Origin of the sequence: Nostoc sp. (assembly GCF_036917155.1) — a bacterium.
Classification (GTDB): Bacteria; Cyanobacteriota; Cyanobacteriia; order Cyanobacteriales; family Nostocaceae; genus Nostoc.
This window is the reverse complement of the sequence record NZ_JBALDZ010000079.1, coordinates 144,443-170,542: the sequence shown is the minus strand read 5'-3', so window position 1 is coordinate 170,542 and position 26,100 is coordinate 144,443. Positions and strand designations below refer to the sequence as shown.

The following is a 26,100-nucleotide window of genomic DNA, read 5'->3' as shown; positions in this document are numbered from 1 at the left end:
TTTATTGTGCCATCCGATTAGTTTCGTTGCCCCAGGTTTGATTTGGAGTACCTGTAGTCGGGCGAGATGGACGTGCTGGTGGTTGTGGTACTTCATGAAGAACGCCACCTTGGGTACTAACTTGGACACAGCTTGGCGTAAACAAAAAGATGCTCTCACCGATGCGCTCTTGATGTCCATCTAGTGCGTAAGTACCACCTGCAACAAAATCTACTGCTCGTTGAGCTTGATCTGGGTCCATGATTGTCAGATTTAATACCACTGACTTGCGTTCGCGCAGCGCTTGAATTGCCTGGGGCATTTCTTCAAAGGTGCGTGGTTCGAGTACTAAAACTTCCGAAATTCCGTTAATTGCTCCTGGCATACCAATCACATTCCCCATTGGCTTTTGACCTGCTGTCATATCATCTCCCATTGTAGGCACTGGTTCCCGCCAGCGTCGATTTTGAGCGGCTGTGCTTTCTTGTGGTGCTGGTTGGGGATTTTCTTGCTGATACAGATTTTGGTAATTATTATTATCTGTTTCTGGTTCTTCTTCGTAATACTCGTATTCCACTTGCTCATTTAGACCTACAAAGTCTCTGAGTTTGGAAAAAATGTTGTTCATTGTGTGTGTACTCTCCTGGTGCGAATAGCCTGTATTGACTTGGCTGAGGATTAGTTGAGCTAGGAGCGACCGCTACATCGGTGGATACTTCAGCAAGTGTATTGCTAGTTGTAGCCCATACTACGGGTTTTGGCGATGAACTGACACTTATTGGAAAGGTCTGTGCATCGCCTAAACATAATAACGAGTCAAGATTATATCCTAAGGTTTATCCGAAGGAAACTTCTTTATACCCTATTTTCCCTTGGCGATTGCTCTTGTCAATACTATATCCTTTGTTTCGGATTGCACCAGTCTGTGAGAAAATTCTTGTCAACAAATCCTTAGCTTCTATTAATACTGCCTTGTAAGGCTGATAATTAATTGGCTAATAGCGATCGCCAAACAAGATTGTTCCTAATCGTACCATCGTTGCGCCTGCTTGCACTGCCAGTTCGTAGTCGCCTGACATACCCATAGATAGGTGCTGTATTTTAATATGCGACCAGTTTTGCTCCTGGATTTCTTTGGCTAGCTCACGATTGCGATTAAACACACTGAGAATTTCGGAATCATTTAATCCTGAAGGCGGAATTGTCATCAAACCTTGAATTTGTAAACTTTTGTATTGATTCAGTGTGGGTAAATCAGCTAAAAGTTCTGGCACACTCCAACCAGACTTGCTGGGATCGGGGAGAATTTTCACTTGCAGGCAAACCTGGGGACTCACTCCTAGCTGTTGCGCCAATTGGTCTAAGCGCTGTGCCAGCTTCAAATTATCTACGGAGTGAATCCAAGGGAATTGCTCAATGGCTTTTTTGGCTTTATTGCCTTGTAAATGTCCAATAAAGTGCCAGGTAATATCCGGTAAGTCTTGCAACTCGGCTTGTTTGCTGGCAGCTTCTTGGATACGACTTTCCCCAAAATCACGAATTCCTGCGTTGTATGCAGACCGAATGGCCTGGGCAGAAACTTGCTTGCTAACAGCAATCAGTTTGACTGACGTTGGCAGTGAGGAGCAAATAGTAACAATACGTTCGGAAATCGAACTGTTCATTGGAAGGTGCGCTGGAAAACACTCTGAAGCTGATCGTACTCCTGAGAATGCCCACTGCGTCGCAGGGTACGTAAGCGATTTTCCAACATCATTCTGGCCTCAGTACGTCCTAGAGACTGGAATTTGACACCTTTAACGTCATTTGCCACCAAAAAGAATAAGCGCTGGGCATAAAGTGTGGTGAACAAATCCTGGTTTTCATCAACCATACAGATTTTGTAGAGTAAACCCCAAGTTGGATGGTTTATGTAAGTTTCTGCGTTTTCTGGATTCATTTAAGAGTCAAGGTATAGTCAAGGTGGAAGTTGGAAGTATATATATCTTTTCGCAGTAAATTCCAAACATTCAGACGATAATACCAACATTCGTCAGAATATTTGGTTAAAATGCGAAACTGCGGTTACGAAGACCTTGATCTAGTTCCTAATGGGCAGATGAAGCTAGTGGTAGTGAAGCGCAATGGTACAACAGAAGCCGCGAAGCGTAGATTCAAAGAGTAGAGGCTGTTCGACAAATATCACCATCTGCTTTGGTGAGTTCGATTTACCAATCTGTGGGGACAAGGCACAAAATATTCCCGATCCTCTTGTTGAAAGTTCGACGTAGGAAGGAAAAACACCCTTTGAAGTTCCCAACGGCAACGACGAATTTTTCAACTTCTTTCCATACTGCCACAACTGTCGCGGAATGGCACAAAATTGGGGATTGGGGATTTGGGATTGGGGATTGGGTACTGGGTACTGGGTACTGGGTACTGGAAATAAAAATATTATTTATGCAAAAAGTCTATTGATTATCCAGTATTTTCAGTGGTGAAATTTGTGCTTGGGCATTGTGCAGAGATTCATAAGGGTACTCGATCAAAAATATTGAGATGAGTTTGTAGTGTTCGAGTAGGGCTGGTTAATATCTAAAATCTACAGGAAATGGTAGGGGATCAATTTTATGGTTGGGTAGCTATTCAAATTGCCCTACCATATTGTTACCTATAGCTCAATACTGTTCGGTTAAGGCAAGACGCGATGAATCGCCGTCTCTACAATAATTAGTCTTTGGTAGAGACGGCGATTTAATTATGACTCCTGTTAGCGCAGCGGGGCGTAGCCCATTCTGACTTCTGAATTCTGAATTCTGCTGTATTACCTCTTACCATTTTATCGGTGCAAAATTACGCCTGAGTTCCTATAGCTAGTCGGATTCCCCAGAATAAGATTAAAATTGCGATCGCCAGCCAGTCACGCCCTTTTAATCGTAAGTCGTGCCACTGGACTCGATGCTCATTGGGACTGGTAAAACCCCGTACCATCATGGCATTTGCCATTTGATCGGCTCGTAAGAGGAGATTTTCTAAAAGTCTCTCTGCGACTGTCATCCAAACCTTGAATGCTCCTTTTAATCCCAGCTTTTTCCAATTAATTGCCCTTGTCATCACGGAGCGAAATAAATTTTGCACTTCTTCTAAAACCAAGGGGATAAAGCGCAAGGACAAGGTTAAAGTTAAAGCAATTTCTGTGACAGGCAACTTGAAGCGTCGCAAGGGTTGCATTAAGCTTTCTATGCCAGATGTGATTTCTTCTGGTGCGGTTGTCAGCAGATAGAGGTTGGTGCTGTAAATGACGGTAAAGATCAGGGTACTCAGGCGTACTGCCAAACTCAATGAGTAGCGAGTCACTTTAACCGGGCCTTTGTGAAATAGCACGTAGCTGTATGCTTTTTTCTCGGCTGCTGGCTCTTGAATATTATTAGAGAATGCTTGCTGGGTTAATATTTGTTCATTAGCTGGTAGGCGTGACTGATAATCTACACCCAGTCCATCAGGACTGATGGCTGCGATCGCTAATACAAAAAACGATAGCATTAATAGCCAACCCATTTGCTGCTGCCATACGCGTCGAGGAATTTTCGCAATCAAGGTTGCAAGAATCAATAGTACCACCAGCAGTACCCGCCAATTGTTGTTGGCTAAAATATAGCTTGTTAAAAAGCTCATTAACCAGGCGAACTTGACTCGCGGATCGATTTTATGCAGCCAAGTTTGGGGTTGTTCTAAATAAAGTCCAAGTGGCAGCGATCGCAATAAATCCATTTTAGAGTTAGGAATGAGGAATGAGGAGTTAGGAGTTTTGACTTTAACTCATAACTCTTGTACAAACGCGATTAACCGCCTCTCTCTTGTACAGACGCGATTCATCGCGTCTCTATTCCTAACTTATTTTGACGCGAGTTGCTCTATTAACATTACCACTTTCGGCATCACGGACTTTTTTGCTCCGCCACAGTAAAATAATTGGTGTGCCTTTAAATCCTAGCTGTTGACGAAATTGCCGTTCAATGTAGCGGCGGTAGTTGTCGTTGAAGCGTTTCGAGTCGTTGACAAATAGAGCGATCGTTGGTGGTTGGCTACTGACTTGTGTACCATAATAAATCTTGCCCTGACGCCCACCACGAGATGCTGGCGGTGAATGCCAACTGACGGCATCTGTTAAGACTTCGTTAATTACTGATGTGCTGACACGGCGTTTGTGTGATTCAGCCGCCGTTTTCACCAATTCTAAAATCTTTTCTACTCGTTGCCCTGACAAGGCACTCACAAAGATTGTTTCTGCCCATTCGGTAAAATGTAACCTTGATTGCAGAGTTTTTTCGTAGTCGTAGATTGTGTAAGAGTCTTTTTCGACAGCATCCCACTTATTAACGACGATGATGCAGGCTCGACCTTCTTCGATAATCCGCCCAGCTAATTTTTGGTCTTGCTCGGTGACTCCATCTACGGCGTCTATTACTAATAAAACCACGTCAGCGCGACGAATCGCTTTGAAAGCGCGGTTAATACTAAAGAATTCTGTGCCGTATTCGATGTGTTTCTTTTTGCGAATGCCGGCAGTATCAATCAAGCGGTAGGTTTGTCCGGCTCGTTCAATGACAGTATCAATGGCATCACGGGTAGTGCCAGAAATGGGGCTGACAATTGCCCTTTCTTCGCCAACAAAAGAATTGAGTAAGCTTGATTTGCCGACATTCGGCCGTCCCACAATTGCTACTTTGATTTCATTCGTGTCTGGGATGTCTTCAATAGCAGGGATGTGATTAACTAACTCGTCGAGTAACTCTCCTGTACCACTGCCATGAATCGCGGAGATGGGGTAAGGTTCACCCAATCCCAATTCCCAAAATTCGGCAGCTTGCATTAAGCCCTGTTCTGGGGATTCACATTTGTTTACAGCTAATAGCACAGGTACGCGTTGTTGGCGCATCCATTCGGCGATTTCTAAATCTGCCGAGGTGGGGCCTGTTTGACCATCGACAACAAAAATAGCGCCACAGGCTTCTGCAAGGGCTGTCATTGCCTGTTGGCGAATCAGTGGTAAAAATTCGGTATCATCATTAAAAACTAAACCACCAGTGTCTACCACTAAAAACTCGCGACCATTCCAGAAAGCTGGTAGATAAGTGCGATCGCGTGTCACTCCCGGTTCATCATGGACAATCGCCGTTTGTTCCCCGGCGAGTCGATTAACCAGGGTGGATTTGCCCACATTTGGGCGTCCGATAATTGCAACAATTGGCAGTGCCATAAAACCAGGGTAAGTGAGAGGTGTAGTATATCACGCCCTTACATTTTACTCACTTTAAACTGGAAGTTTTAATTTAATTTTTGGGGATTGGGGATTGGGGACTGGGGACTAAGTAAGTCGGTGCTAATGTTTCCAGCTATGTTAAGGAATTTTAATGTCGGGTGTGTTGTCGCCAAGTGCCGCACCGTCAACAAGCCCAGGTGCGTTGCTATAAGGGCATAACACACCCGACAGCTAATTTATATTTCTTCATATACATTGAATTTTTCTCACCGACTTACTTAGGAAAGATAAAGATGAGTAAGATTTGGTTGGATTCCAATGCTCAATGCCCACCTATTGATTAAAAATAAAAAAGGTAGGAAGTCCTACCTTTTACCCAAAAAAAGCATTTTGTAACCAAATACCAAATTAAATATCACACACGCTTTTGACGTATCTATTGCAAACCTATGACGAGTGTATGACGTTTAATTTATAGTCGATTTTGCGATTACTCCCAGTTGCAACCCTGGTGGATAGCTACCTTCTGATTTGATGCGCTTAATTTCAGCATCGGTGATCTGCAAATTTAACTTTTGTGCTAGCGATCGCACAATATCCCCCCGATCAATTACACCAGCTACGGCACCAGCGGGAGAAAGTACGGTAATTCTAGGTAACTGCTCATTTTCTAGCTTGTTAATTACCTCAGCGATGGATGTTGATTCTGCAACGCTGGGTATTTCTGTCAGCGGATGCACTATGCTGTGTAAGGTTTGGGTTTCCCATTCACCCCTTTGGGTTAAACGGAAATCGTCAATGGAAACTAGACCCCGGTAACGTCCATCAGAAGCAGCAAAATAAACCTGTGAGGGAGAGGTTTCTAAGAGATATAAATCGGCAAAGGAACGCAATGTCTGGTCAGCATCAATGACACGAAAATCACGGGTCATCGCATCGGCCGCCACGACTTTGAGTAGGCTTTCTTGCAATGTAGTCATATTGTCATAGTTGTTGGCGTTGCGGACAGCAAACCAACCTAACAACGCAATCCACAAGCCAACTACTAACTCTCTAGTGACAAAATCTACAACAAACCCTAAAGCGATCGCACCATAACCCAATATTTGCCCCGCTTTTGCAGCCCAGTGTACGGCTTGAAAACGATTACCTGTGATTTGCCATAGTGCTGCTTTTAATACTTGTCCCCCATCTAGAGGCAAGCCAGGAATCAGGTTAAATAGAGCCACCACCAAATTAATCCTCGCCAAATCTCCAACCATGACACTGAGGGGATTAGTATCAGGGATCACAATAACGGCTAGACGAAGCAGGAAAAATAGGATGATACTCACTAAGGGGCCAGCGATCGCTACTTGAAAAGCTTTGAAAGGAGTTTTAGATTCTTCTTCAATAGCAGCAATCCCGCCAAACATAAATAAGGTAATTGAATTAACTCTAATGCCTTGCGATCGGGCTACCAAGCTGTGACCCAACTCATGTAACAGCACCGAACCAAATAGCAGCAGTGCCATTACGATTCCAGCACTCCAAGCGATAATATTTCCCCATTCTTGATAAGCTACCCCAAAATTGAGGGTTGCCAACCCTAAAATCACAAACCATAAAGGGTCTAAAAACAGGGGAATTCCAAATAATGACCCAATTCTCCAATTTGTTTGCATTATATTGTCCTATAACTAGATATCGGCAGTACTTTTTATACTGAGATACTATGCATATTCGTACATACATTTATATTGAGCATCAATTCGGTAGTGCCGAGTGAGGTAATGCTCTTATTTCTAGAATAGACAATTAATGCATATCAAACAATTTTGGATTTTAGATTTTAGATTTTAGATTGACCTCAGCAATTAAGTCGGAGGACGTTTTTGCAAATATTTGCATTAAAACTAATTGCATTTTAATAGAGTTCTCAGGTGAACAAGACCATGTTCATTTGTTGGTAGATTACCATCCAGATAACAATATTTCTGATTTTACATAAGAGTCTAAAATCTGCTAGTAGTAGGATTATTCGTAAAGAATTTAAGGAGCATATTCAAAAGTTTTATTGGAAACCTCTGTTTTGGTCTAGCTCGTATTATGTTGCTTCAAGTGGTGGCGCACCGATTGATAAACTTAGGAAATATATTAAAGAGCAAGACGCGCCAACTGAATAAATATGGATTGGTTATTTTCACTTCGTTCCAATAACCCGCTCCGATCCCTACCCTATGAGTACATTGAGGGTAGTGACTGCCGCGATACGTTCAATTTCATTATCCAAAGTTTAAAATCTCAAATTTGGTGAGCAAAACTCTAAAGTTAAGCATTGGGTATGGGGTATGGGGGTTAGGGGAGAGGTGACAGGTAACAGGTGATAAGGAATAATCTGTACCCTGTAACCTGTAACCTATTCCCTTCTTCACTCCCTACTGCCCCTGCCCAGAATCGTTTTTAGGAGTTGTGTATTGTTCGCGGGGTTACAAGTAACACCTCTGTCATCACAAAACTACAGACGACCGATGTTAGTCAATCCTAAAACGATGCCAATACCGATAATATGACCAAAAGCCATAGCAGCAGCGAATGTTGGAATACTAATTGGCAGAATAGGGAACTTGGGGCCAACTAGGGGTTTCTCAATCTTAGTACTTAGTAAAACTATTACTAAGCTGCTGACGCTGATGATGATGCCGACTGTGGGATTCCACACAGGTGTTGCAGGAACAGATGCAACTACTGCTAATAAAATAGAGGAAATCAATGCTTTTGTCTCCTGAATAGAAAAGTTAACGTAGACCTACAAGATTATAAAATTACAAGGCCCAAAAGTTTTTTAGATAGTTTAGACTTTTTTGATAATTAGTTTAAATTTGTTAGATTTTCATGCGCGTTAAGATTTGCGGCATTACTCAACCACAACAGTCTATAGCGATCGCCTCTCTGGGCGCAATGGCACTAGGATTTATTTGTGTGCCCATTTCACCTCGTTACGTGACTACATCCCAAATTCGGGCAGCAGTGGCAGAACTCCCGGCAAATATTGACACAATTGGGGTTTTTGCCAACGCTAGTATCTCTGAAATTAGTCAGATAGTTTTTGATTCTGGGTTGACTGGTGTGCAGTTACACGGAGATGAATCAGCAAGTTTTTGCGACCAAGTACGTCAAGCTTTGCCCAATGTCGAAATTATTAAAGCACTGAGAATTCGTAGTCTTGAGCATCTAGAGACTGCGGCTGATTACACAAAATACGTAGATACTTTATTACTTGATGCTTACCATCCACAACAACTGGGTGGTACAGGCAAAACTTTAGATTGGACAATCCTAGAACAATTTAGCCCTAGTTGTCCTTGGTTTTTAGCAGGAGGACTAACAGCCGATAATATTTTGGAAGCCCTAAGTCAGCTTAATCCTAGCGGCATTGATTTATCTAGTGGTGTGGAACGGACACCTGGAGATAAGGATTTAGATAAAGTAGCCAAGTTGTTTGAGAAATTGGAGAGTAGGGGGAGATGAGGGAGATGAGGGAGTAGGGGGAAGCAAACAAATAATTATCATTCCTCCTCCTCATCCCCCTCATCTTCCCCAATCCCCAGTCCCCAGTTCCCAATCCCCTTTTATTAAAAAAATGCCGCTTGGTGGCGAATCAAGTTAAAAAATTCTTCGCGGGTTTTGTGATCCTCTTGGAATACGCCAACCATTGCGCTAGTGACAGTCCAAGAACCTGGTTTTTGGACGCCCCTCATCACCATGCACATGTGGCTAGCTTCCATCACAACGGCTACGCCTTGAGGTTCTAGGATAGTCTGGATTGCTTCGGCAATTTGGCGGGTTAACCTCTCCTGCACTTGCAAGCGGCGAGAATACATCTCAACAATCCGGGCTAGCTTACTCAGTCCGACAACTTTTTGGTTGGGGATATAAGCAACGTGCGCTCTACCCATAAATGGCAGCATGTGGTGTTCGCACAAACTAAAGAAATTAATATCTCTAACTAGTACCATCTCGCTATGCCCTTCATCAAAGATGGCATCGTTAACGAGTTCTTCAAGAGATTGGTTGTAGCCACTGGTAAGAAACCGCATTGCCTCGGCTACTCGTTTGGGTGTTTTCAGGAGTCCTTCGCGTTCAGGATCTTCGCCAACGCCCAATATTATTGCTCGCACGGCATCCTTCATTTCCTCAAGTTGTTCCTCTTTTGGCGGGAACACATCCGCTTTTCGCCCGTTATGAGTATTGCGATCGGGTCTAGGAGATATGGCTTCTGCCAAGTCGGGAATCAGAGGTGATTGAGAGCAATTGGAACCGTTGGAACTAGCAATAGTCATGATTCAGTCTTGGTTATGGTTTGAATTTAGTTATGAGTTATGAGTTATGAGTTATGAGTTAAAAATTATAATTCCTAACTCCTAACTTCTAACTTCGCAATTAGAGTGCGCCAGCGCTGGGCATCAAGGTCAATTCATCAATAACTGCCTGTTGTGGTAACAGAACAGTGTAAAGAATTGATTGAGCCACAATTTCCGGGGTTAACATTTTGGAACGGTCTAAGTTAACATGGACTGTTTCTGTATCCCAAAGTTCAGTATTGACTGCGCCGGGACAGATAGCTGTGACACGAATGCCGTGGGTGCGTTCTTCTTGTGCCAGGGTTTGAGAGAGGGCTATCAAACCAGCCTTGCTGACGCTGTATGCTCCCCAACCAGGAAAGGGTTGCTTGGCGGCAATTGAGGCGACGTTAATAATTGTGCCTGTGCCGCGATCGCGCATTGAAGGTAAAATCCCCACAATGCACTGAAACACGCTGGTAAGATTCAAGTTAATTACCTGCTGCCAGTCTTCTAGGGGAGTTTTGCTCAAAGTGGCTGTATAGGCGATGCCAGCATTGTTTACCAGAATGTCTATATCACCAAAGTTAAGGGCGATCGCTTGGATCTTGTCTTTGACTTCGGAGATCCGCGCTAAATCTACAGCGTAAGCTTTCGCTTCCACCCCAGTATGCTCTACGGCTTCTCTTACCGCCTCCAACTTATCCAAAGAACGGCTGACTAAGGCAATATCTATTCCCGCTTTTGCAAAGGCTAAAGCCGTTGCTTTCCCAATTCCACTACTTGCCCCAGTAATCAGGGCGCGTCGTTTTTGCTCAACACTCATGGTGTCTCCCAATTTTTTGGCAGTTCCCAAAACTTATTACCATCCAATTATTTACACTTCTCGGTTTGGATAGATTAAAGGAATCTAAAAATCTGATGATTTCCATTAAGCAGATGCTATGATGCAGCACAATAGTACCCATATTGTGGGTTTTACCAGTGAATACAACAAACCATTGCCTGGAAAACCAAGCCCTACATTTAAATTAGATTATTTACACAATACAAAACCCACTCAATCAGATTGAGTAGATTTGCCAAACATGCAAATGCCTATGGCTAGATTGTTAAAAATCTTTAAGCACATAGGCAATTATAGCATTGCTGCTTTACTAATCAATCATTATGCAGTGTTGTTAGTGGGCAACTTCTGTAAAAACCCCGATTTTACGGAATTTTTCGTAGCGCAGTTGGCGGCGTTCTGGAGCAGTTAAGCGATTGAGTTCGTCCAAGTTTTCCATCAGCACTTGCTTGAGAGTGGTCGCGGCTTTTAAAGGATCGGAATGAGCGCCACCAGTGGGTTCAGGCAGTATTTGGTCGATAATTCCCAACTTTTTCAAGTCGTGGGAAATAATTTTTAGAGCGACGGCGGCTTGGGGAGCCTTACCAGCATCTTTCCACAAAATAGCGGCGCAGGCTTCGGGGGTGGCGACGGTGTAAACGGAGTGTTCAAACATGAGTAGGCGATCGCCTACGCCAATACCGAGTGCCCCACCGGAACCACCTTCACCGATCACTGTGCAGATAATTGGCACATCCAGGCAAAACATTTCCCGTAAGTTGTAAGCGATCGCTTCTCCTTGACCTTGGTGTTCTGCTTCTACCCCAGACCAAGCTCCTGGCGTGTCGATAAAAGTTAGTATCGGCATACTAAACTTATTGGCGTGTTCCATCAACCGCATGGCTTTGCGGTAGCCGCCAGGGTAAGGCATTCCAAAGTTACGGGCAATATTGTCTTTAGTATCGCGGCCCTTTTGATGACCCAACATCACCACAGGTTGTCCACTCAGACGGCCGACACCACCAACTAAAGCCGGATCGTCACCACCACAGCGATCGCCATGCAGTTCCATCCATTCATCACTAATAGCTTGAATGTAATCGAGAGTACTGGGGCGACGCGGATGACGAGCGACTTGCAATCGCTGAGATGGGGATAGAGTACTGAAAATCTCCTCACGCAGTTGCATAGCGCGTGCCTCTAGTTTGCGAATTTCACCAGAAACATCGACGCCATTTTCTTCTGCAAGTTGCCGAATCTGATCGATCCGGTTTGCGAGTTCTGCTAGGGGTTTTTCAAAATCTAACAGTAGCGGTTTACGCTCAGTAGTTGCCATCGTAGGGGTTATGAATTTTTCAGAGTTAGGAGTTTTTCAGAGTTAGGAGTGAGGAGTTAGGAGTGAGGAGTTAGGAGTGAGGTTTTAGAAGCTGTGGAATTATGAAAGTTATTAACTCTTAACTCCTAACTCTTAACTCCTAACTCTTAAACAAGCAGTGGTCTAAATCCATGTTTTACTGACACCTTACCAATCTGCTCCATTTTGTCTACGGTAATCTGATTCCGTCCCCACGAAAAGTTCGTGTATAACTTCTCAAATTCCAGCAGCATTGATTCGGCAAAACAAGCAAACAGCTGGCGGGCTGGAACATCCATATTGACGATTTTCATGATTTTCCAGTCAATATCCAGAGAATGCTCTACAATTCCACCATTTAACACGTGTACGCCAGGATGCTGAATTTTCGTCGCTAAGTTTTTAGGATAGCCACCATCAATTAACAAACATGGTTGTTTCAAAGTGGTAGGGTCAATTTCCACGCCTTTGGGCATACTAGCAACCCAAACGACAACATCAGCTAGGGGTAGGGCTTCTGTCAAACCCATGATTTTCCCGCGCCCTAGTTCGTCTTGCAAGGCTTTGAGACGTTCTTGATCGCGGGCAATCAACAAAAGTTCTTTGACATCTGTTTTTGCATCTAGCCAGCGTGTAACAGCACTGCCAATATCCCCAGTTGCGCCACAGATTGCGACAGTCGCATTTGACATTTCAATTCCCAGTTGTTTTGACGCTTCTTCCACCTGCTTACAAATAATGTAGGCAGTATGCGTGTTTCCGGTGGTGAAGCGTTCAAACTCTAGTTTAATGTTGCGGACTTGGCTAAACTGTTCTAACTTAAAGTTTTCAAAAATAATTGAGGAAAATCCACCTAAAGCTGTGATGTTAATGCCATGCTTCTGTGCATGGGCCATAGCGTTAAGGATTTTGCGTGTTGCGGCTTTGATGCGGCGACTAGCTAGCATTTCCGGCAAAAAGCAAGATTCTACATACCGTCCTTCAATTTGTTGCCCAGTTACACTGGTGACAATAATGGTATCAACAATTTGCGGCGGGGCGCTGCACCAAAAGTCTAGACCTTGATCGGCATATTCTGGGTATCCCAATTCTTGAGCTACCGCTTGAGCGTGTTCTAAACTAGTCAGATGTCCAATTAGACCAAACATGTAGTGATTATTAGGCTTATGCTGTCTTGAGGCGTGGAAATTTCGTAGAGTTAGGAGTTGGGAGTTAGGAGTTAGGAGTAAGACTCATAATTTCTCACTGATCATTCCTCACTCCTAACTTTTTTAAGCGGCTATAAGTCCGTAGGCTGACAAGCGCATGATATCGCGAGTTGTGAAACCTATGTTACTTAATGCTTCACCGTATTGAATCATAAAGTCTTCTACTAAAGCATCTTTTTCCATTGCCATTGTGTGGGCATCACCTTCTACTTGGTTGAGCATTCTCCAGACGATGGGTAGGTTCTGGCGATTTGCAAGTTCAAGTTCAGTCTTGGATTCTGTGAAATGTTCTTTCAACCAAACTTCTCCAAAGTTGAGATGGCTGTATTCTTCTTTTACTACTCCCTCAGTGATTTTGCGGGCAAAAGCATCGGCAACGGGGATGTAAATGTTATATGCTGCGATCGCAAAACATTCGATAATCAAAGACTGAATCAACAGACAAGTAACTACCTTTCCTTCCGCCGCAGCTGTTTGGAAATTCTGGTGGAGTCCAGAGAAAAATTCCTTGGCGAATTGCAAATCTGGGGTGACATCCAAATTGCGTCCACAAGCTTCAAATCCTTTCTTGTGGCGGCTTTCCATCTTGGAGAGGCGAATCAGATCATCATGAGATTCCGGCAGCAGTTCGGCTAATGTGATGTAATTTTCATGGGCTTCTTGTTCCCCTTCGATCACGATCGCATTAATCCGGCTATAAGCATCTTTGTATGTTTCGCTCTTGAAATCTAATTCTTTAGATTGGTCTGTAAGCTGCTGCATGGTTATGTTTACTCCTGTAAACCTGAATTATTTGACACCAGGATTCAATTTACCCTATGAACTGAGGGTAACAATCACTGTGGTTTAATTTAACTTAACAAGTAACTATGTTTAATAGATTAACTGTTGCAGAGGGTGATGCTCTAGTACTAGCAAAATAAATGCAATGCATCTCAAGTTATGTCCAAACCAAACCCGAATCTGAAATCTGGCGATTTTTTGAGCCTAGTAGTCTTACTGTTAGGGGCATTTATCGTTCTACTACCGCTATTGGTGGTTTTTCTCACCTCCTTTGCACCAACCGCTGCCAGCCCCGAAAATTTATCCAAAAATAACTGGTCTTTAGCAAATTACCGCATTGCGTGGCAACAGGGAAAATTTTTGCTGGCGTTTGCTAATTCTACCTTGGTAGCGATCGCTGTGACGGCGTTTCAGATTGTCACTTCTGCTTTGGCTGGTTACGCCCTAGCACGGTTGAAGTTTCGGGGACGCCAAGCACTGCTATTAGTCGTTTTAGCAACTTTAGTGATTCCCTTTCAGTTATTGGTGATTCCCATCTTTTTGGTTTTGAAGTGGGGACACTTAATAAATACCTATGGCGCACTCATTTTACCCACAGCGGTCAACGGATTTGGGATTTTCTTATTACGTCAGTATTTCCAGACAATTCCTGTGGAGTTAGAGGAAGCCGCCGCCATAGATGGGGCGAACCGATTGCAAATTTTGTGGCGGGTGATGTTACCTTTAGCCCGTCCGGCATTGGTGACGTTGTTTTTGTTCACCTTCATCGGTGAATGGAATGATTTGTTTAAGCCTTTAGTGTTTACAACACGACCAGAATTAAGGACAGTACAACTGGCGTTGGCTGAGTTTCAAGAGCAATTTACGAATAATTGGCCATTAATGATGGCGGCAGTGACTATCGCCACAGTTCCAGTAATGGTACTATTTCTCATCGGTCAGCGTCAGTTTATTCAGGGTATTGCGGCGACAGGCATTAAAAATTAGTGGGGAAACTGGCTATGAAAAGAAATCCGGCAGGAAAACATGAATTTTTGTGGCATTTAGCGTAATCCTTACTAACTAAATCATTTAGTCTTCGTACTGCAAAGATTTTATTCTAGTGAATGCAAAAATATTTGAAACATATTACCATATACCGATACCTGCTGCTAGTCTCTGGCGATCGCATTCCTTCACGCAGAAATTTACTGATAAATAAAAATTAATCGCGAACAAATATCACAATACAAAATTATTACTTCGGGGATCTAATAGGTAGAATAACCCACTAGATTCTTAACCGATGTGTCTCCTGTAACGAAGTAAAAAAAGCATCATAAAAGCCTCGCAATCTCTCTTATAGAAAAAAAGCAGATGCATGTTAGTCTTTTAATCTCATTGACTTTCCCTTCGGGCTTTTCCCTATGCATCTGCACTATTTACACCCCCAACACCTTGAAGAATTAGTCAAGAGTAGTGGTATAGACTTACACTTAGTGCAACTCAATTTTAAGTCACTCCAAGGCGTAACAGCTTATGAATACTTATTGATTTCTGAGCTACTCCCCCGCACCAATACCGGAATGGTGAAAGCTGGATGGTTGCAGCGTTATGCTCATATCACTGAAGGTGGTTGGTGGTGTTCGGGACTAGACCCTCTGAATAATTGGCAAATGATGGAATGGGGATGCTTTAAGCCGAACCAACCCCGACAAAATCACAATGGCAAGTCTATCAAATACGAGCATCCCCCTAGCACGCCAACGCGGGTGTTTTGTTTGCGGGTAACGTTGCCAGTCTGGCAGCAAGTCGCTGGGCATTACAATCTGGTCATGCCTGACAATATCCCCATTACTGATGATGGTGAAGCTGGAGGCTTTTGGCAATGGGTGATGCAACAGAATATTCCCCTGGTTATCTGCGAGGGTGTAAAGAAAGCAGCTACCTTGTTGACGCAAGGATATGTAGCTATTGCCATTCCCGGAATTACCAGTGGTTATCGGGTTGTTAAAGATGAATTTGGCAAAGTTACCCGTCGTCAACTAATTCCGGATTTAGCAGCCTTTGCAATTACAAAACGCAGCTTTTACATTTGCTTTGATTTTGAAACTCAACCCAAGACAATTGCTGCTGTAAATAATGCTATTTCTCAACTTGGTTGTTTATTCCAGCAAAAAAATTGCCCTGTTAAAGTCATCGAACTTCCAGGAATGGAAAAAGGGGTTGATGAATTTATTATTGCTAAAGGTGCAAGTAGTTTCGAGAAAGTTTATCGCCAAAGTGTTGATTTAGAAATTTATCTTGCTCAAACTAAACCCCACACAGAGTTAAGTATTCCGGCTGCACTCACCTTCAACCGTCCTTATATAGGTGAAATCCCTTTCCCCACTTCTGGATTAGTAGGAGTCAAATCAGCCAAAGGAACGGGGAAAACTACTGCATTGCAAAGCGTCGTTCAGCAGGCAAAAAGTAGAAAACAACCAGTTTTATTAATTACCCATAGAATTCTACTTGGGCGATTTCTGTGTGAAAAAATTGGTATCCAATGGGGAACAAATAAAGAAAATGGAGACAAAAAAGTTGATAAAACACTTACCCCTGCTCCTCCCATACTCCGCTCTCCCTTTCCTCAGCAGTCCCTGGGATTATGTGTGGATTCGATTTGGAAACTTAACCCAGAAAATTGGCGTGGGGCAATAGTAATTTTAGATGAAGTAGAGCAATCTTTATGGCATCTGTTAAATAGTAATACTTGTAAGCACAAGCGGGTAAAAATATTAAAGTTATTTCAGCAACTAATTGCTACAGTTTTAACAAGTGGAGGATTAGTAATTGCCCAAGATGCTGATTTATCAGATGTTTCACTTGAATATTTACAGGGATTGGCAGGAATTAAATTAACACCCTGGGTAGTTCTCAACCAGTGGAAGCCTCAGCATGGTTGGGATGTGACTTTTTATGATTCGCCGAATCCAACACCGTTAATTCACCAACTGGAATTAGATTTACTTGCTGGACGTAAATGTTATGTTACTACCGATAGTCGGGCTGGGCGTTATAGTTGTGAAACGATTGAACGTTATTTAAAAGAGCGACTACAAAAATTACGGCGACAATTTCCTAAAACTCTGGTAGTTAGTAGTCACACTACAAATACACCTGGTCACGCAGCAGTTGATTTTATTGCAGCGATTAATCAAAAAATATCTGAGTATGATGGTGTTTTTGTTACCCCTAGCCTTGGTACAGGAATTAGTATTGATGTCCAACATTTCGACCGAGTTTATGGCATTTTTCAAGGGGTAATTCCTGACTCGGAAGCAAGACAAGCCTTAGCAAGAGTCAGAGATGATGTGCCGCGTGTTGTCTGGTGCGCTAAACGAGGTATTGGTTTAATTGGTAGTGGGAGTACAAATTATCGCTTGCTATCTGATTGGTATCAGGAAAATCAAAAAGAAAACTTAGCTTTGCTTAGTCCTCTACATAAAATAGATGTGGATTTACCTTTAGTTTATGACCCAATTCATTTGCGAACTTGGGCAAAGTTATCTGCAAGGGTAAATGCTTCTATTCGCCTCTATCGGCAATCGATGCAAGATGGTTTGATTACTGATGGGCATCAAATTCAGATGCGGAGTAATGCGGTTCACAATAATATTATTCGAGATTTACGTCTGGCCTTCTTGGCAACTGATGCTGATGATTTAGCTACCCGCAGAAGATTAGTTTTAGAAATTGTCAAGGTTCAAAAAGATTGGGCACAAAGTCGTCAAAAAGCTAAAGAAATTAAACGTAAAATTAAAGACATTAAGCAGCAAAATCAACTATCAGTTGCTACTGCTGTAGCCAATGCTAAAGATATCGATTATGTAGAATATGAGCAAATGTTAGTGAAACATTCTCTAACGGATGGAGAACGTAATCAAATAAACAAATATATTCTCAGACAGAGGTATGGTATAGAAGTTACTCCGTGGCTGAAATTGCAGGATGACCAAGGATATTATCGTCAACTGTTAATTCACTATTATTTAACTCATGAAAGCGAGTATTTTCATGTTAGAGACGAGCAAGAATGGCATCAGCAATTGTCTTGGGGTGAAGGGAAAGTTTTTCTACCAGATTTAAAAACTTACACGCTCAAAGTTGAAGCTATGAGAGCTTTAGGAATGCTTCAGTTCCTCGAAGCAAAACGAGAATTTACTGAGAATGAGCCAGATTTGATATTGCTAAAAAATGTTGCTTTTCAGCATAGTAAGCATATTAAAAGAGCGCTTGGTATTAATTTAGTTGGTGAGAAAGAGCAGGTTTCGGCAATAAAAATACTCAGCCGACTGTTGAATTTATTGGGTTTGAAGTTGAAACGAGTAAATGAGGTTTATCAAATTGACTTAGAAACGCTATATGATAGCAGAGATAACATATTTTCTGTTTGGCATCAACGGGATGAGTTGATGTTAGCTCATGTTAAAAGTGTTGGCTATGAGTTGCCTGATTATTCTTCAGACTGGAAGTTTGAAATTATGCAAACGAATTCTGGAGAAGTAAACAATAGATTATCAAGCCGCTGATAGATTTATTCTTGCTCTCAAAAGGCAGTACAAGAGTTAATTTAATGCTCCTCTGATGAGTCTATAGTTATTTTATATAGCTATCTAAATTAAATCGTGAGAAAATACGGAGATAAAAATACTTATTGAGTAAGCTTTTCAGCTTTTTTCTCTCTCACGAACGATTAAGTAGGGCTATGTTAACTCTTGACTATTGAGCTTTGATTCAAGGATAGTGCAATTTTAGGGACAAAGAGGGTTGTCCAACGCCCCCAATTTGCATCTATATCTTGAAACTAGAGTCCGAAGATGTTCAGAAGATTAAGGATAATACCTAGTGGCCCAGTTATAGTGTTTATGGTATCGCCAGTCTTAGCTGAACCAGATCGGTTGACTAATACAACATCATTATTGCGGAGTATGGGATTAGTTTGCTCATTAATCCCAGCAGAGAAATCTACTTTCACTATACGTTTAGTGACAGAACCATTAGGATTGAGGCGAATCAAATCAACAGCACTACTGCTAGCTCTGGCATCATTAAATCCACCAGCAGCGAGTATAGCTTGATTTAAAGAGCTATTCGGCTGAACCTGTGTTAACCCTGGTTTTTTAACTTCACCAACCACACCAACTTGAATATATGTAGGAGATAAAGTAGTAGTAGCTAATTGAGTAGCTTCTGCGGGGTTGATTTCAGTGGCCGTCGGAATAACAATTGTATCTCCGTCTTGCACAATGATGTCTTGATTGGCATCACCACTCTGCAATAGTTGCCAAAGATTAATATCTATAGCTTGTTCTGAGCCAGTTCTTGTCGGTCGGCGTAGTCTGAGATTACGAACATCAGCCTGTGCTGTAATTCCCCCAGCTAGTTGAATTACCCGCGTCACATTTGGTAGACCTGTAGGACTGGCAGCGCCACTGTTAGTAGTTGCGCCCGCCTGGTTATCTGTGTTGCCTGGGGTGACAAGATACGAACCAGGACGGTTAACTTCACCAATAATTGTTACTGTGCGGGGTGTGGTTTGGCTGGCGGCAAAGTTAGCTGCAAATAGATTGCGGGATTCTGCTATGTTGAAGTTGGTTGCTGTTGGGACAACTATTGTGTCTCCATCCCGCAAGGTAATATCCTGTGATAACGTGCCTGTTTGAATGAGTTCCTTTAAATTAACGGTGACGGTTTGCTCTGAGGAACGTCCTGTTTTACGCCTTAATTTAACTTGAGTGACATCCGCAGCTAAAGTCACTCCTTGCGCTGTTGTTAATGCGGCTAATACAGTGGGGTATTGTACGCCTGGATTGTTCCCGGCGCCTCCACTCAAGCTCAGAGTGTAAGCTCCGGGACGTGTCACCTCTCCGGCAACGAAAATATTGATGGGACGAGGTGATAATAGATTAACTGAGATCAAGGGACGTTTGAGGAAGCGAGCATATCTTCTAGCAATTTCGTCAGAAGCTTGTTCAGTTGTTAGCCCAAGGACTGACACACTACCAATTAAAGGTAGATTGATTGCTCCACCTGGGGGGACTTGGTATTCACCTGTATATTCAGGTACTTCAAATACATTTACACGGACGAGATCGCCACCACCTAATAAATAGCTAGTATCTATTTGTGTTTGTATGCTTGGTGATTGTGTAGTTGGTGGTAATGGTTGTCCCTGAGCGAGACTGGCAGATGACATAGCGGCATTGAAAGCAGTTAACAAAGCCATACCCACAGATGGCTTAATTAGGAATTTAGACAAACTTTTGTTAAGCATATTTACCTGAGACTCTGAAACTACAATCAATAAAGTACTGTCTAAACATTTTTATTTTGACTATACCTAAGTATTCAAGTTCCCCAACACTCTTATTTTCCTAGAAAAGTGTGATTTTCCGGAATAAATTTGTTTATTGAATTTGAATTTTTAGTGAAGTTAACTTAAAGTTAATGCTGTTTGAATAGAGCAATTCTCAAAAATTATAAAACTTACGCAACTAAACCCAGTTTATAGAAGAAATTGTATTTTCTCTAATCAAGCGCTTACGAACAACATATTATTGCCATAAGTCAATTTTATGATATTGAAACTGTGATTTTAAATTTACTATCAGTAGTAAGGGAGTAGCAAAATTATGAATAACTTCATTAATTAAGTCCAAATAGACTTAGAAAGAGGTCGTATTTTATTTTTTGTGGGTTGGATTGAGCAAAGATCAACTCAAAAAAGCAGAAAGTTTGGGTTTAGTTCTTCAAGTCATCCGATAATTTAGTATTTGTCAACAAGGCTAACTAATTAAGCGAGTTATTTTTTCTTTGGATTTGTTGAATAAAAAATTCTTCTAGGGAGTGACGCGACAAGTTCATAGCAATAATTTTGCCCTCCATAAGACGGAGACTGGCAAGAAAATCATAGTAATCATCTTGTAGTGTACCGTGCCAGGAACCATCAGGCTCAAATATGAGAGTAGGTATCCATTTTTTGAGAATTTCCCCGTCACCACCTTGACCTTTGACGTGATATGTGTGTTTTCCGCCTAAGAGTTGATTAAGGGAACCAGAGCAGATTAGTTCACCCTGAGCGAGGATGGCAATGCGATCGCAAATCTGTTCTACTTCACTAAGAACATGACTATTAAAAAAAATCGTCTTACCAGCGGCTTTTAGCGCCAGAATAATTTCCCGCATTTGGTAGCGTCCCACCGGATCAAGCCCAGACATCGGTTCATCCAGAAAAACTAAATCTGGCTCGTTAATTAGCGCCTGTGCCATGCCAACACGCTGTAGCATTCCTTTGGAATAACGACGCAGGAGCTTTTTACGGGCATCAGCTTGGGATAAACCGACTAATTCCAGCAGTTGGGGAATGCGTTGGCGTTGGACACTTTGGGGAATTTGGAATAGCCCAGCGGCTAGCTGCAAAAATTCCCAGCCAGTGAGATAGTCATATAAATAGGGATTTTCTGGCAGATAGCCGATATATTGCTTAACAGTGCGATCGCCTATTGGCTTACCCAACAACGATCCCCGTCCAGAGGTGGGATGAATAATTCCCAGCAACAATTTTAAAAGGGTGGTTTTACCAGCACCATTTGGCCCTAGCAACCCAAAGGTTTCGCCTTTGTAAACCGTTAAAGAACAGTTTTTGAGAGATACGACTTTTTGATTTAGCCAAAAACCGGTGCGATAGACTTTTCGCAACTCAGAAGTTAGGACTACTGGTGGAATGTCTATCGTATTAAGTTGAGAATTAGAGTCATCTGTAACAGACTTCATCTCGGTTAAATCACTATTTATCAGCTTGAGATTAATTAGAAGTTACCCGGTAGGCTGATAATAACCATCAACTGCTGGCGTGTCAATTATTGGGGAGTGGGGGATAGGGGGAGCAGGGAGCAGGGAGAAGAATTTTCCCCTCCGCCCCCCGCACCCTGCCCCTCTGCCTCTTTTCAATGCCCATTTCATAAAACGCCCTTAGAACTGGGAATTACGCCAGCACGACGGGGGTCGATTTCCACAGCTAGCCGGGTTGCTCTTGCAAAGGCTTTAAATGTCGCTTCAATAATGTGATGGGAATTAATACCATCCAGTTGCCGGATGTGCAATGTCATTTGGCTATGGTTCACTAAAGCTACAAAAAATTCTCGCACCAGTTGGGTGTCATAGGTTCCTACCCGTTGAGTAGGAATTTGCAAGCCGTAGCTGAGGTGAGGCCGTCCAGAAAAGTCTAGCGCTACCTGAACTAAAGCTTCATCTAACGGTGCAAGAAAATTACCAAAGCGGACAATACCTTTTCTGTCGCCTAATGCTTGGTTCAAAGCTTGGCCTAAAGTAATGCCGACATCTTCGTTGGTGTGATGGTCATCAATTTCCCAGTCTCCCTTGGCTTGGACATCTATGTCAATCAGCCCGTGGGAGGCAATTTGATGCAACATGTGATCTAAAAACGGAATGCCTGTTGCTGCTGTGCAAGTTCCTCTACCATCCAGGTTGATGGTAACTTGGACATCAGTTTCACCAGTGGTACGGTGAACAGTGGCAATCCGAGGGGTTTCAGTTAAGCGATCGTAGTTTGAATTAAGTTGACGATTGGTTGTTTGCATGGGGAGTGGAAAGAGTTAAAAGTTAGGAGTTATGAGTTAGGAATTAAGAACTATGAGTTATGAGTTATAAATTTTTAACTCTTAACTCCTCACTCCTAACTTTCTCACTCCTAACTCCTAACTTTATCGCGTCACATTCCCATAATTTCATATCCTGCATCTACATATAGAATTTGTCCGGTAATGCCGCTGGACAAATCACTACACAAGAAGGCCGCAGCGTTGCCGACTTCTAACTGAGTGACGGTGCGTCGTAGGGGAGCTACTTCTTCTACATGATGAATCATATCTAAAATTCCACCCACTGCTGAAGATGCCAAAGTGCGGATGGGGCCGGCGGAGATGGCATTCACACGGATATTTTGTGGCCCTAGTTCGGCAGCTAGGTAACGCACACTCATTTCTAACCCCGCCTTGGCAACTCCCATGACGTTGTAGTTGGGGATTGCTCTGACGCCACCTAAATATGTCAGGGTGACGATACTACCTCCCTCTGTCATCAAAGGTTTCGCTGCACCACTTAACTGCACCAGCGAGTAGGTACTGATTTCTAAGGCGGTGTTGAAGCCAGAACGAGAAGTTTGGCTAAAATCTCCACTCAAATCGTCTTTGCTGGCAAAGGCTAGGCAATGGATGAGGATATCTAACTTTCCCCACTGTTCGCGGATTGTCTCAAAGGTAGATTTAATTTGGTCTTCATCTTGGACATTACAGGGAAGAAATAAGCTGGGGTTGAGAGGTTCTACCAATTCCGCAACTTTTTTCTCCATTTTGCCGCGTTCATCCGGCAGGTAGGTAATACCCAGGTTTGCTCCGGCTTTGTGCAGCTGTTGAGCGATGCCCCAGGCGATCGAGCGGTTATTGGCAATACCTGTAACAAGGGCATTTTTTCCAGTCAGATTTAGCATATAAATTGTTAATGCGATCGATCATTAGGAGCATACTAGAATCTGAGGCTAATTTATCTTTGTTTTATACAGGATTTGCAAAAATGAATATTGGTAAGAGTGTTTGCTGCGTGTAAAAATCTTGATTTTTTATAAAGATATTCTCAAGATATCTTTATTTGTTCTTCAAAAAACCTTTTAAATAAAGCTATTGGAACTACTTATCAACAATTAGTAGCTGAAAGGATCAACAATTATGTATCATTATAAACAAAGAGTTATGAAGAAATTAGTTGGAGTATAGGAAAGTACAGAAAGGTTGACGGTGCTTTATTCATTTTTCAGGTGTATTCTTAGGTAATGAGTTTTTGTTTTTCCGGCATTGGGTAGGGGAAGGGAGATGATCGTGACACAAGATAAAGCCCTAGCAAATGTTTTTCGTCAGATGGCGACCGGGGCGTTTCCGCCAGTTGTGGAAACGTTTGAACGCAATAAAACGATCTTTTTTCCTGGCGATCCTGCCGAACGAGTTTATTTTCTTTTGAAAGGTGCTGTTAAACTTTCCAGGGTGTACGAGGCAGGAGAGGAAATAACGGTAGCGCTGCTGCGAGAAAATAGTGTTTTTGGTGTATTGTCATTGCTGACAGGAAATAAATCGGATCGGTTTTACCATGCGGTTGCATTTACTCCTGTGGAATTACTGTCAGCACCAATTGAACAGGTAGAGGTAGCACTCAAGGAAAATCCCGAATTATCAATGTTAATGCTGCGAGGTCTGTCTTCGCGAATTTTACAAACGGAGATGATGATTGAAACTCTCGCTCACCGAGATATGGGTTCTCGGTTGGTGAGTTTTTTATTAATTCTTTGTCGAGATTTTGGCGTTCCTTGTGCAGATGGGATCACTATTGATTTGAAGTTATCTCATCAAGCGATCGCAGAAGCAATTGGTTCAACTCGTGTTACTGTTACCAGGCTACTGGGAGATTTGCGTGAGAAAAAGATGATTTCTATCCACAAAAAGAAGATTACTGTGCATAAACCTGTTACCTTAAGTAGGCAATTCACATAAAAACAATTGGAGAAAGGGGAGTCGGCGCGTGTTGTGTTTTGAAAAATGACACTAATAGCTAGAGGTAAATCTAAAATTGAATAATTTCAGCTATTGCCAATTTCCACTTCTTTCCAGACAATGCTTAAAAGTAGTAGGCTGTATCTGGAAGGATTTCGGTAGCTAAAGATGACCACCGGATACATCCTCATCGCTGCAATTTTAATTCTGGGAGGCGTAATTGCAACCGTGGGCGATCGCATCGGCACACGAGTTGGCAAAGCCCGCCTCTCACTTTTTAATCTACGTCCGAAAAACACCGCCGTAGTGGTAACAATTTTTACGGGCGGTTTGATTTCCGCATCAACTTTAGGGATTTTATTTGCTGCCGACGAAGGCTTACGAAAGGGAGTCTTTGAGTTAGAGGATATTCAAACAGACCTCAGACAGAAGCGGGAACAGTTAAAAACCGCAGAAACTCAGAAAAGTCAGGTAGAGGGTGAACTAAACCAAGCTAGAATTGCCCAAACAAAGGCACAACAAGACTTGCAGGCAATTAATCAATCCTTGCAGGCGGCCAATGCCAAACAGAGGCAAACACAAGCCCAGCTGAACCGCACCATTAGCCAACAAGCCCAAACCCAAACTCAACTCCAACGCACTCAAGGTCAGCTAAATCAGGTTGTAACTCAGTACCAAAAAGCCATAGCTGAATTGCAAAGCGTTTATAACCAGAGAAAGGATTTACAGGCGGCAGTTGAATTACTGAAGACAGAACGTCAACGATTGTATGCGGAAGCGAAAAAAGCCATTGACGAAGCCAAAACAGCGATCGCAAAACGCGATCGCGAACTCGCTAACCGTCAAGAAGCTATAGAAGCGCGCGATCAAAAAATTTCTCAACTGGATCAACTAATTCAAAAGCGTAATGTCGAAATTACAGCGCGAGAGCAAGTGATTGCCAAACGGGAATCGCGCCTCAAAGAATTGGAAGCACAACAGGAGCAACTAGAACTAGAAGTTGCCAGGCTGGAAAAATATTATCAATCCTACCGCGACCTGCGTCTGGGTAAGCTAGCCTTAGTTCGTGGTCAAGTTCTGTCTGCTGGTGTAATTCGTGTTACCCAACCTGCTGCTGCTCGTCAAGCAGTGATACAACTTTTACAAGAAGCTAATCGCAACGCCAGCCTGGAATTAAGCGAGCCTGGTGCAAATCCTGCAAATGTCGAGCTACTGCGCGTCACTCAGGATAGGATTGAGCAATTAAGCAAACAGATTGGCGATGGTCAAGAATACGTGGTGCGAATTTTCTCGGCTGGTAATTACGTCAGAGGAGAAAAGCAGATAGAATTTTTCGCCGATACAGCCAGGAATCAACTGGTTTTTTCGGAAGGCGCGGTGCTAGCTACGACTACTGCTGATTCCCAAACCATGACATCTTATCAGTTACAGCAGCGGCTAGAAATACTGATTTCTGCTTCCCAATTTCGTGCCCGTAACGTGGGAATTGTCGAAAATGTGCAAGTAGATGGGACTTTTCTACGCTTTATCACCCAATTAAGACAGTACAATCAACCATTGGAGATCAAAGCGATCGCGGCAGAGGACACTTATACAGCCGGGCCATTGAGAGTAAAATTAGTAGCAATAGTCAACGGAAAAATTATTTTTAGTACTTGAAAAAGAAGTCAGAAGTCAGAATTCAGAAGTTCAGAGAGTCAGAATACAATTAGTGGGAGATGAGCGCGGAAAGTCACAAGCGGCGTCTGACGCCGTAGACATCATAACTTTCCAAGACAGACTCGCCACCAATTGTTCCTGAAT

22 protein-coding genes and 1 pseudogene are annotated in these 26,100 nt (G+C 42.7%); 7 read left to right on the top strand and 16 right to left on the bottom strand.

Annotated features, from left to right (window positions below):
• Position 1 precedes the first annotated feature (1 nt).
• The 3 genes from V7K67_RS12100 to pipX all read right to left on the bottom strand — a co-directional run bounded on the left by V7K67_RS12100 (position 2) and on the right by pipX (position 1,918).
• A complete protein-coding gene (locus V7K67_RS12100; protein WP_335166708.1) occupies positions 2 to 607 on the bottom strand; it encodes a cell division protein SepF in 606 nt (201 codons plus the stop codon).
• 367 nt (positions 608 to 974) lie between these two features.
• Entirely contained in the window at positions 975 to 1,643 is a 669-nt protein-coding gene (locus V7K67_RS12095; protein ID WP_334729349.1) for a YggS family pyridoxal phosphate-dependent enzyme, read from the bottom strand.
• Positions 1,640 to 1,918, bottom strand: a complete 279-nt coding sequence (gene pipX / locus V7K67_RS12090) for a transcriptional coactivator PipX (RefSeq protein WP_069068710.1) — start codon at positions 1,916 to 1,918, stop codon at positions 1,640 to 1,642. Before pipX ends, V7K67_RS12095 begins: the two co-directional genes overlap by 4 nt.
• Before the next feature lie 412 nt (positions 1,919 to 2,330).
• Here pipX and V7K67_RS12085 point away from each other — a divergent pair, with 412 nt between their 5' ends.
• Positions 2,331 to 2,459 carry a hypothetical protein gene (locus tag V7K67_RS12085; RefSeq protein WP_335166706.1) on the top strand — a complete coding sequence of 43 codons (129 nt, stop codon included), beginning with the start codon at positions 2,331 to 2,333 and terminating at the stop codon, positions 2,457 to 2,459.
• A gap of 352 nt (positions 2,460 to 2,811) precedes the next feature.
• On the opposite strand, the gene V7K67_RS12080 is transcribed toward V7K67_RS12085, so the two are convergent.
• From V7K67_RS12080 to V7K67_RS12070, 3 genes are all read right to left on the bottom strand, one after another.
• On the bottom strand, positions 2,812 to 3,729 hold the full coding sequence (locus V7K67_RS12080; RefSeq protein ID WP_334729346.1) for an energy-coupling factor transporter transmembrane component T family protein: 918 nt from the start codon (positions 3,727 to 3,729) through the stop codon (positions 2,812 to 2,814).
• A gap of 118 nt (positions 3,730 to 3,847) precedes the next feature.
• Positions 3,848 to 5,218, bottom strand: a complete 1,371-nt coding sequence (der, locus tag V7K67_RS12075; RefSeq protein WP_179065196.1) for a ribosome biogenesis GTPase Der — start codon at positions 5,216 to 5,218, stop codon at positions 3,848 to 3,850.
• Positions 5,219 to 5,688: 470 nt separating this feature from the next.
• Positions 5,689 to 6,885 carry a site-2 protease family protein gene (locus tag V7K67_RS12070; protein ID WP_334729345.1) on the bottom strand — a complete coding sequence of 399 codons (1,197 nt, stop codon included), beginning with the start codon at positions 6,883 to 6,885 and terminating at the stop codon, positions 5,689 to 5,691.
• Positions 6,886 to 7,091: 206 nt separating this feature from the next.
• Here V7K67_RS12070 and tnpA point away from each other — a divergent pair.
• A pseudogene (tnpA, locus tag V7K67_RS12065) lies at positions 7,092 to 7,386 on the top strand (IS200/IS605 family transposase); the annotation flags it as partial.
• A 332-nt stretch (positions 7,387 to 7,718) separates the two neighbouring features.
• On the opposite strand, the gene psaK reads toward tnpA, so the two are convergent.
• Positions 7,719 to 7,973: a photosystem I reaction center subunit PsaK gene (gene psaK, locus V7K67_RS12060; RefSeq protein WP_179065198.1), complete on the bottom strand. Its 255-nt coding sequence runs from the start codon at positions 7,971 to 7,973 to the stop codon at positions 7,719 to 7,721.
• A gap of 122 nt (positions 7,974 to 8,095) precedes the next feature.
• Here psaK and V7K67_RS12055 point away from each other — a divergent pair, with 122 nt between their 5' ends.
• Positions 8,096 to 8,731, top strand: coding sequence for a phosphoribosylanthranilate isomerase (locus tag V7K67_RS12055; RefSeq protein ID WP_335166704.1), 636 nt, complete (start codon positions 8,096 to 8,098; stop codon positions 8,729 to 8,731).
• Positions 8,732 to 8,835: 104 nt separating this feature from the next.
• Here V7K67_RS12055 and folE read toward each other — a convergent pair whose 3' ends face one another.
• From folE to V7K67_RS12030, 5 genes are all read right to left on the bottom strand, one after another.
• Positions 8,836 to 9,543 carry a GTP cyclohydrolase I FolE gene (gene folE, locus V7K67_RS12050; RefSeq protein WP_334708081.1) on the bottom strand — a complete coding sequence of 236 codons (708 nt, stop codon included), beginning with the start codon at positions 9,541 to 9,543 and terminating at the stop codon, positions 8,836 to 8,838.
• Between the two features lie 100 nt (positions 9,544 to 9,643).
• Entirely contained in the window at positions 9,644 to 10,369 is a 726-nt protein-coding gene (locus tag V7K67_RS12045) for an SDR family oxidoreductase (RefSeq protein WP_334729366.1), read from the bottom strand.
• Positions 10,370 to 10,724: 355 nt separating this feature from the next.
• The gene (locus V7K67_RS12040; protein WP_179065201.1) at positions 10,725 to 11,705 is read right to left on the bottom strand and encodes an acetyl-CoA carboxylase carboxyltransferase subunit alpha; all 981 of its coding nucleotides are present in this window, start codon (positions 11,703 to 11,705) and stop codon (positions 10,725 to 10,727) included.
• Positions 11,706 to 11,851: 146 nt separating this feature from the next.
• A complete protein-coding gene (locus V7K67_RS12035) occupies positions 11,852 to 12,871 on the bottom strand; it encodes a long-chain acyl-[acyl-carrier-protein] reductase (RefSeq protein ID WP_334729343.1) in 1,020 nt (339 codons plus the stop codon).
• Positions 12,872 to 12,994: 123 nt separating this feature from the next.
• Positions 12,995 to 13,693: an aldehyde oxygenase (deformylating) gene (locus V7K67_RS12030; RefSeq protein WP_334729342.1), complete on the bottom strand. Its 699-nt coding sequence runs from the start codon at positions 13,691 to 13,693 to the stop codon at positions 12,995 to 12,997.
• A gap of 180 nt (positions 13,694 to 13,873) precedes the next feature.
• Between V7K67_RS12030 and V7K67_RS12025 the strand changes: the two genes are divergently transcribed.
• Together V7K67_RS12025 and V7K67_RS12020 are read left to right on the top strand one after the other, a co-directional pair.
• Positions 13,874 to 14,701 (top strand): carbohydrate ABC transporter permease, encoded by an 828-nt coding sequence (locus V7K67_RS12025; RefSeq protein WP_335166701.1) that lies wholly within the window; start codon positions 13,874 to 13,876, stop codon positions 14,699 to 14,701.
• Positions 14,702 to 15,120: 419 nt separating this feature from the next.
• Entirely contained in the window at positions 15,121 to 18,267 is a 3,147-nt protein-coding gene (locus V7K67_RS12020) for a plasmid replication protein, CyRepA1 family (protein ID WP_335166699.1), read from the top strand.
• A gap of 275 nt (positions 18,268 to 18,542) precedes the next feature.
• Here V7K67_RS12020 and V7K67_RS12015 read toward each other — a convergent pair whose 3' ends face one another.
• The 4 genes from V7K67_RS12015 to fabI all read right to left on the bottom strand — a co-directional run bounded on the left by V7K67_RS12015 (position 18,543) and on the right by fabI (position 23,246).
• Positions 18,543 to 20,012, bottom strand: coding sequence for an SLBB domain-containing protein (locus tag V7K67_RS12015; protein WP_334708077.1), 1,470 nt, complete (start codon positions 20,010 to 20,012; stop codon positions 18,543 to 18,545).
• A gap of 515 nt (positions 20,013 to 20,527) precedes the next feature.
• Entirely contained in the window at positions 20,528 to 21,511 is a 984-nt protein-coding gene (locus V7K67_RS12010; protein ID WP_334729340.1) for an ABC transporter ATP-binding protein, read from the bottom strand.
• Positions 21,512 to 21,696: 185 nt separating this feature from the next.
• A complete protein-coding gene (gene hisB / locus V7K67_RS12005; protein ID WP_334729339.1) occupies positions 21,697 to 22,338 on the bottom strand; it encodes an imidazoleglycerol-phosphate dehydratase HisB in 642 nt (213 codons plus the stop codon).
• 131 nt (positions 22,339 to 22,469) lie between these two features.
• Positions 22,470 to 23,246: an enoyl-ACP reductase FabI gene (fabI, locus tag V7K67_RS12000; protein ID WP_289795800.1), complete on the bottom strand. Its 777-nt coding sequence runs from the start codon at positions 23,244 to 23,246 to the stop codon at positions 22,470 to 22,472.
• 379 nt (positions 23,247 to 23,625) lie between these two features.
• Here fabI and ntcA point away from each other — a divergent pair, with 379 nt between their 5' ends.
• Entirely contained in the window at positions 23,626 to 24,297 is a 672-nt protein-coding gene (ntcA, locus tag V7K67_RS11995) for a global nitrogen regulator NtcA (protein ID WP_292854711.1), read from the top strand.
• Between the two features lie 168 nt (positions 24,298 to 24,465).
• Positions 24,466 to 25,956: a DUF3084 domain-containing protein gene (locus V7K67_RS11990; RefSeq protein WP_334729338.1), complete on the top strand. Its 1,491-nt coding sequence runs from the start codon at positions 24,466 to 24,468 to the stop codon at positions 25,954 to 25,956.
• Positions 25,957 to 26,100 lie beyond the last annotated feature (144 nt).

Bases quoted from the DNA above. Each gene is read 5' to 3' on its own strand.
- V7K67_RS12035 (WP_334729343.1), bottom strand. From the start codon at position 12,871: ATGTTTGGTCTAATTGGACATCTGACTAGTTTAGAACACGCTCAAGCG.
- V7K67_RS12025 (WP_335166701.1), top strand. From the start codon at position 13,874: ATGTCCAAACCAAACCCGAATCTGAAATCTGGCGATTTTTTGAGCCTA.
- V7K67_RS12030 (WP_334729342.1), bottom strand. From the start codon at position 13,693: ATGCAGCAGCTTACAGACCAATCTAAAGAATTAGATTTCAAGAGCGAA.
- V7K67_RS12080 (WP_334729346.1), bottom strand. From the start codon at position 3,729: ATGGATTTATTGCGATCGCTGCCACTTGGACTTTATTTAGAACAACCC.
- V7K67_RS12015 (WP_334708077.1), bottom strand. From the start codon at position 20,012: ATGCTTAACAAAAGTTTGTCTAAATTCCTAATTAAGCCATCTGTGGGT.
- V7K67_RS12100 (WP_335166708.1), bottom strand. From the start codon at position 607: ATGAACAACATTTTTTCCAAACTCAGAGACTTTGTAGGTCTAAATGAG.
- V7K67_RS12070 (WP_334729345.1), bottom strand. From the start codon at position 6,885: ATGCAAACAAATTGGAGAATTGGGTCATTATTTGGAATTCCCCTGTTT.
- der (WP_179065196.1), bottom strand. From the start codon at position 5,218: ATGGCACTGCCAATTGTTGCAATTATCGGACGCCCAAATGTGGGCAAA.
- V7K67_RS12045 (WP_334729366.1), bottom strand. From the start codon at position 10,369: ATGAGTGTTGAGCAAAAACGACGCGCCCTGATTACTGGGGCAAGTAGT.
- V7K67_RS12055 (WP_335166704.1), top strand. From the start codon at position 8,096: ATGCGCGTTAAGATTTGCGGCATTACTCAACCACAACAGTCTATAGCG.
- V7K67_RS12040 (WP_179065201.1), bottom strand. From the start codon at position 11,705: ATGGCAACTACTGAGCGTAAACCGCTACTGTTAGATTTTGAAAAACCC.
- pipX (WP_069068710.1), bottom strand. From the start codon at position 1,918: ATGAATCCAGAAAACGCAGAAACTTACATAAACCATCCAACTTGGGGT.
- hisB (WP_334729339.1), bottom strand. From the start codon at position 22,338: ATGCAAACAACCAATCGTCAACTTAATTCAAACTACGATCGCTTAACT.
- V7K67_RS11990 (WP_334729338.1), top strand. From the start codon at position 24,466: ATGACCACCGGATACATCCTCATCGCTGCAATTTTAATTCTGGGAGGC.
- ntcA (WP_292854711.1), top strand. From the start codon at position 23,626: ATGATCGTGACACAAGATAAAGCCCTAGCAAATGTTTTTCGTCAGATG.
- V7K67_RS12095 (WP_334729349.1), bottom strand. From the start codon at position 1,643: ATGAACAGTTCGATTTCCGAACGTATTGTTACTATTTGCTCCTCACTG.
- fabI (WP_289795800.1), bottom strand. From the start codon at position 23,246: ATGCTAAATCTGACTGGAAAAAATGCCCTTGTTACAGGTATTGCCAAT.
- V7K67_RS12020 (WP_335166699.1), top strand. From the start codon at position 15,121: ATGCATCTGCACTATTTACACCCCCAACACCTTGAAGAATTAGTCAAG.
- V7K67_RS12085 (WP_335166706.1), top strand. From the start codon at position 2,331: ATGGCACAAAATTGGGGATTGGGGATTTGGGATTGGGGATTGGGTACT.
- folE (WP_334708081.1), bottom strand. From the start codon at position 9,543: ATGACTATTGCTAGTTCCAACGGTTCCAATTGCTCTCAATCACCTCTG.
- V7K67_RS12010 (WP_334729340.1), bottom strand. From the start codon at position 21,511: ATGAAGTCTGTTACAGATGACTCTAATTCTCAACTTAATACGATAGAC.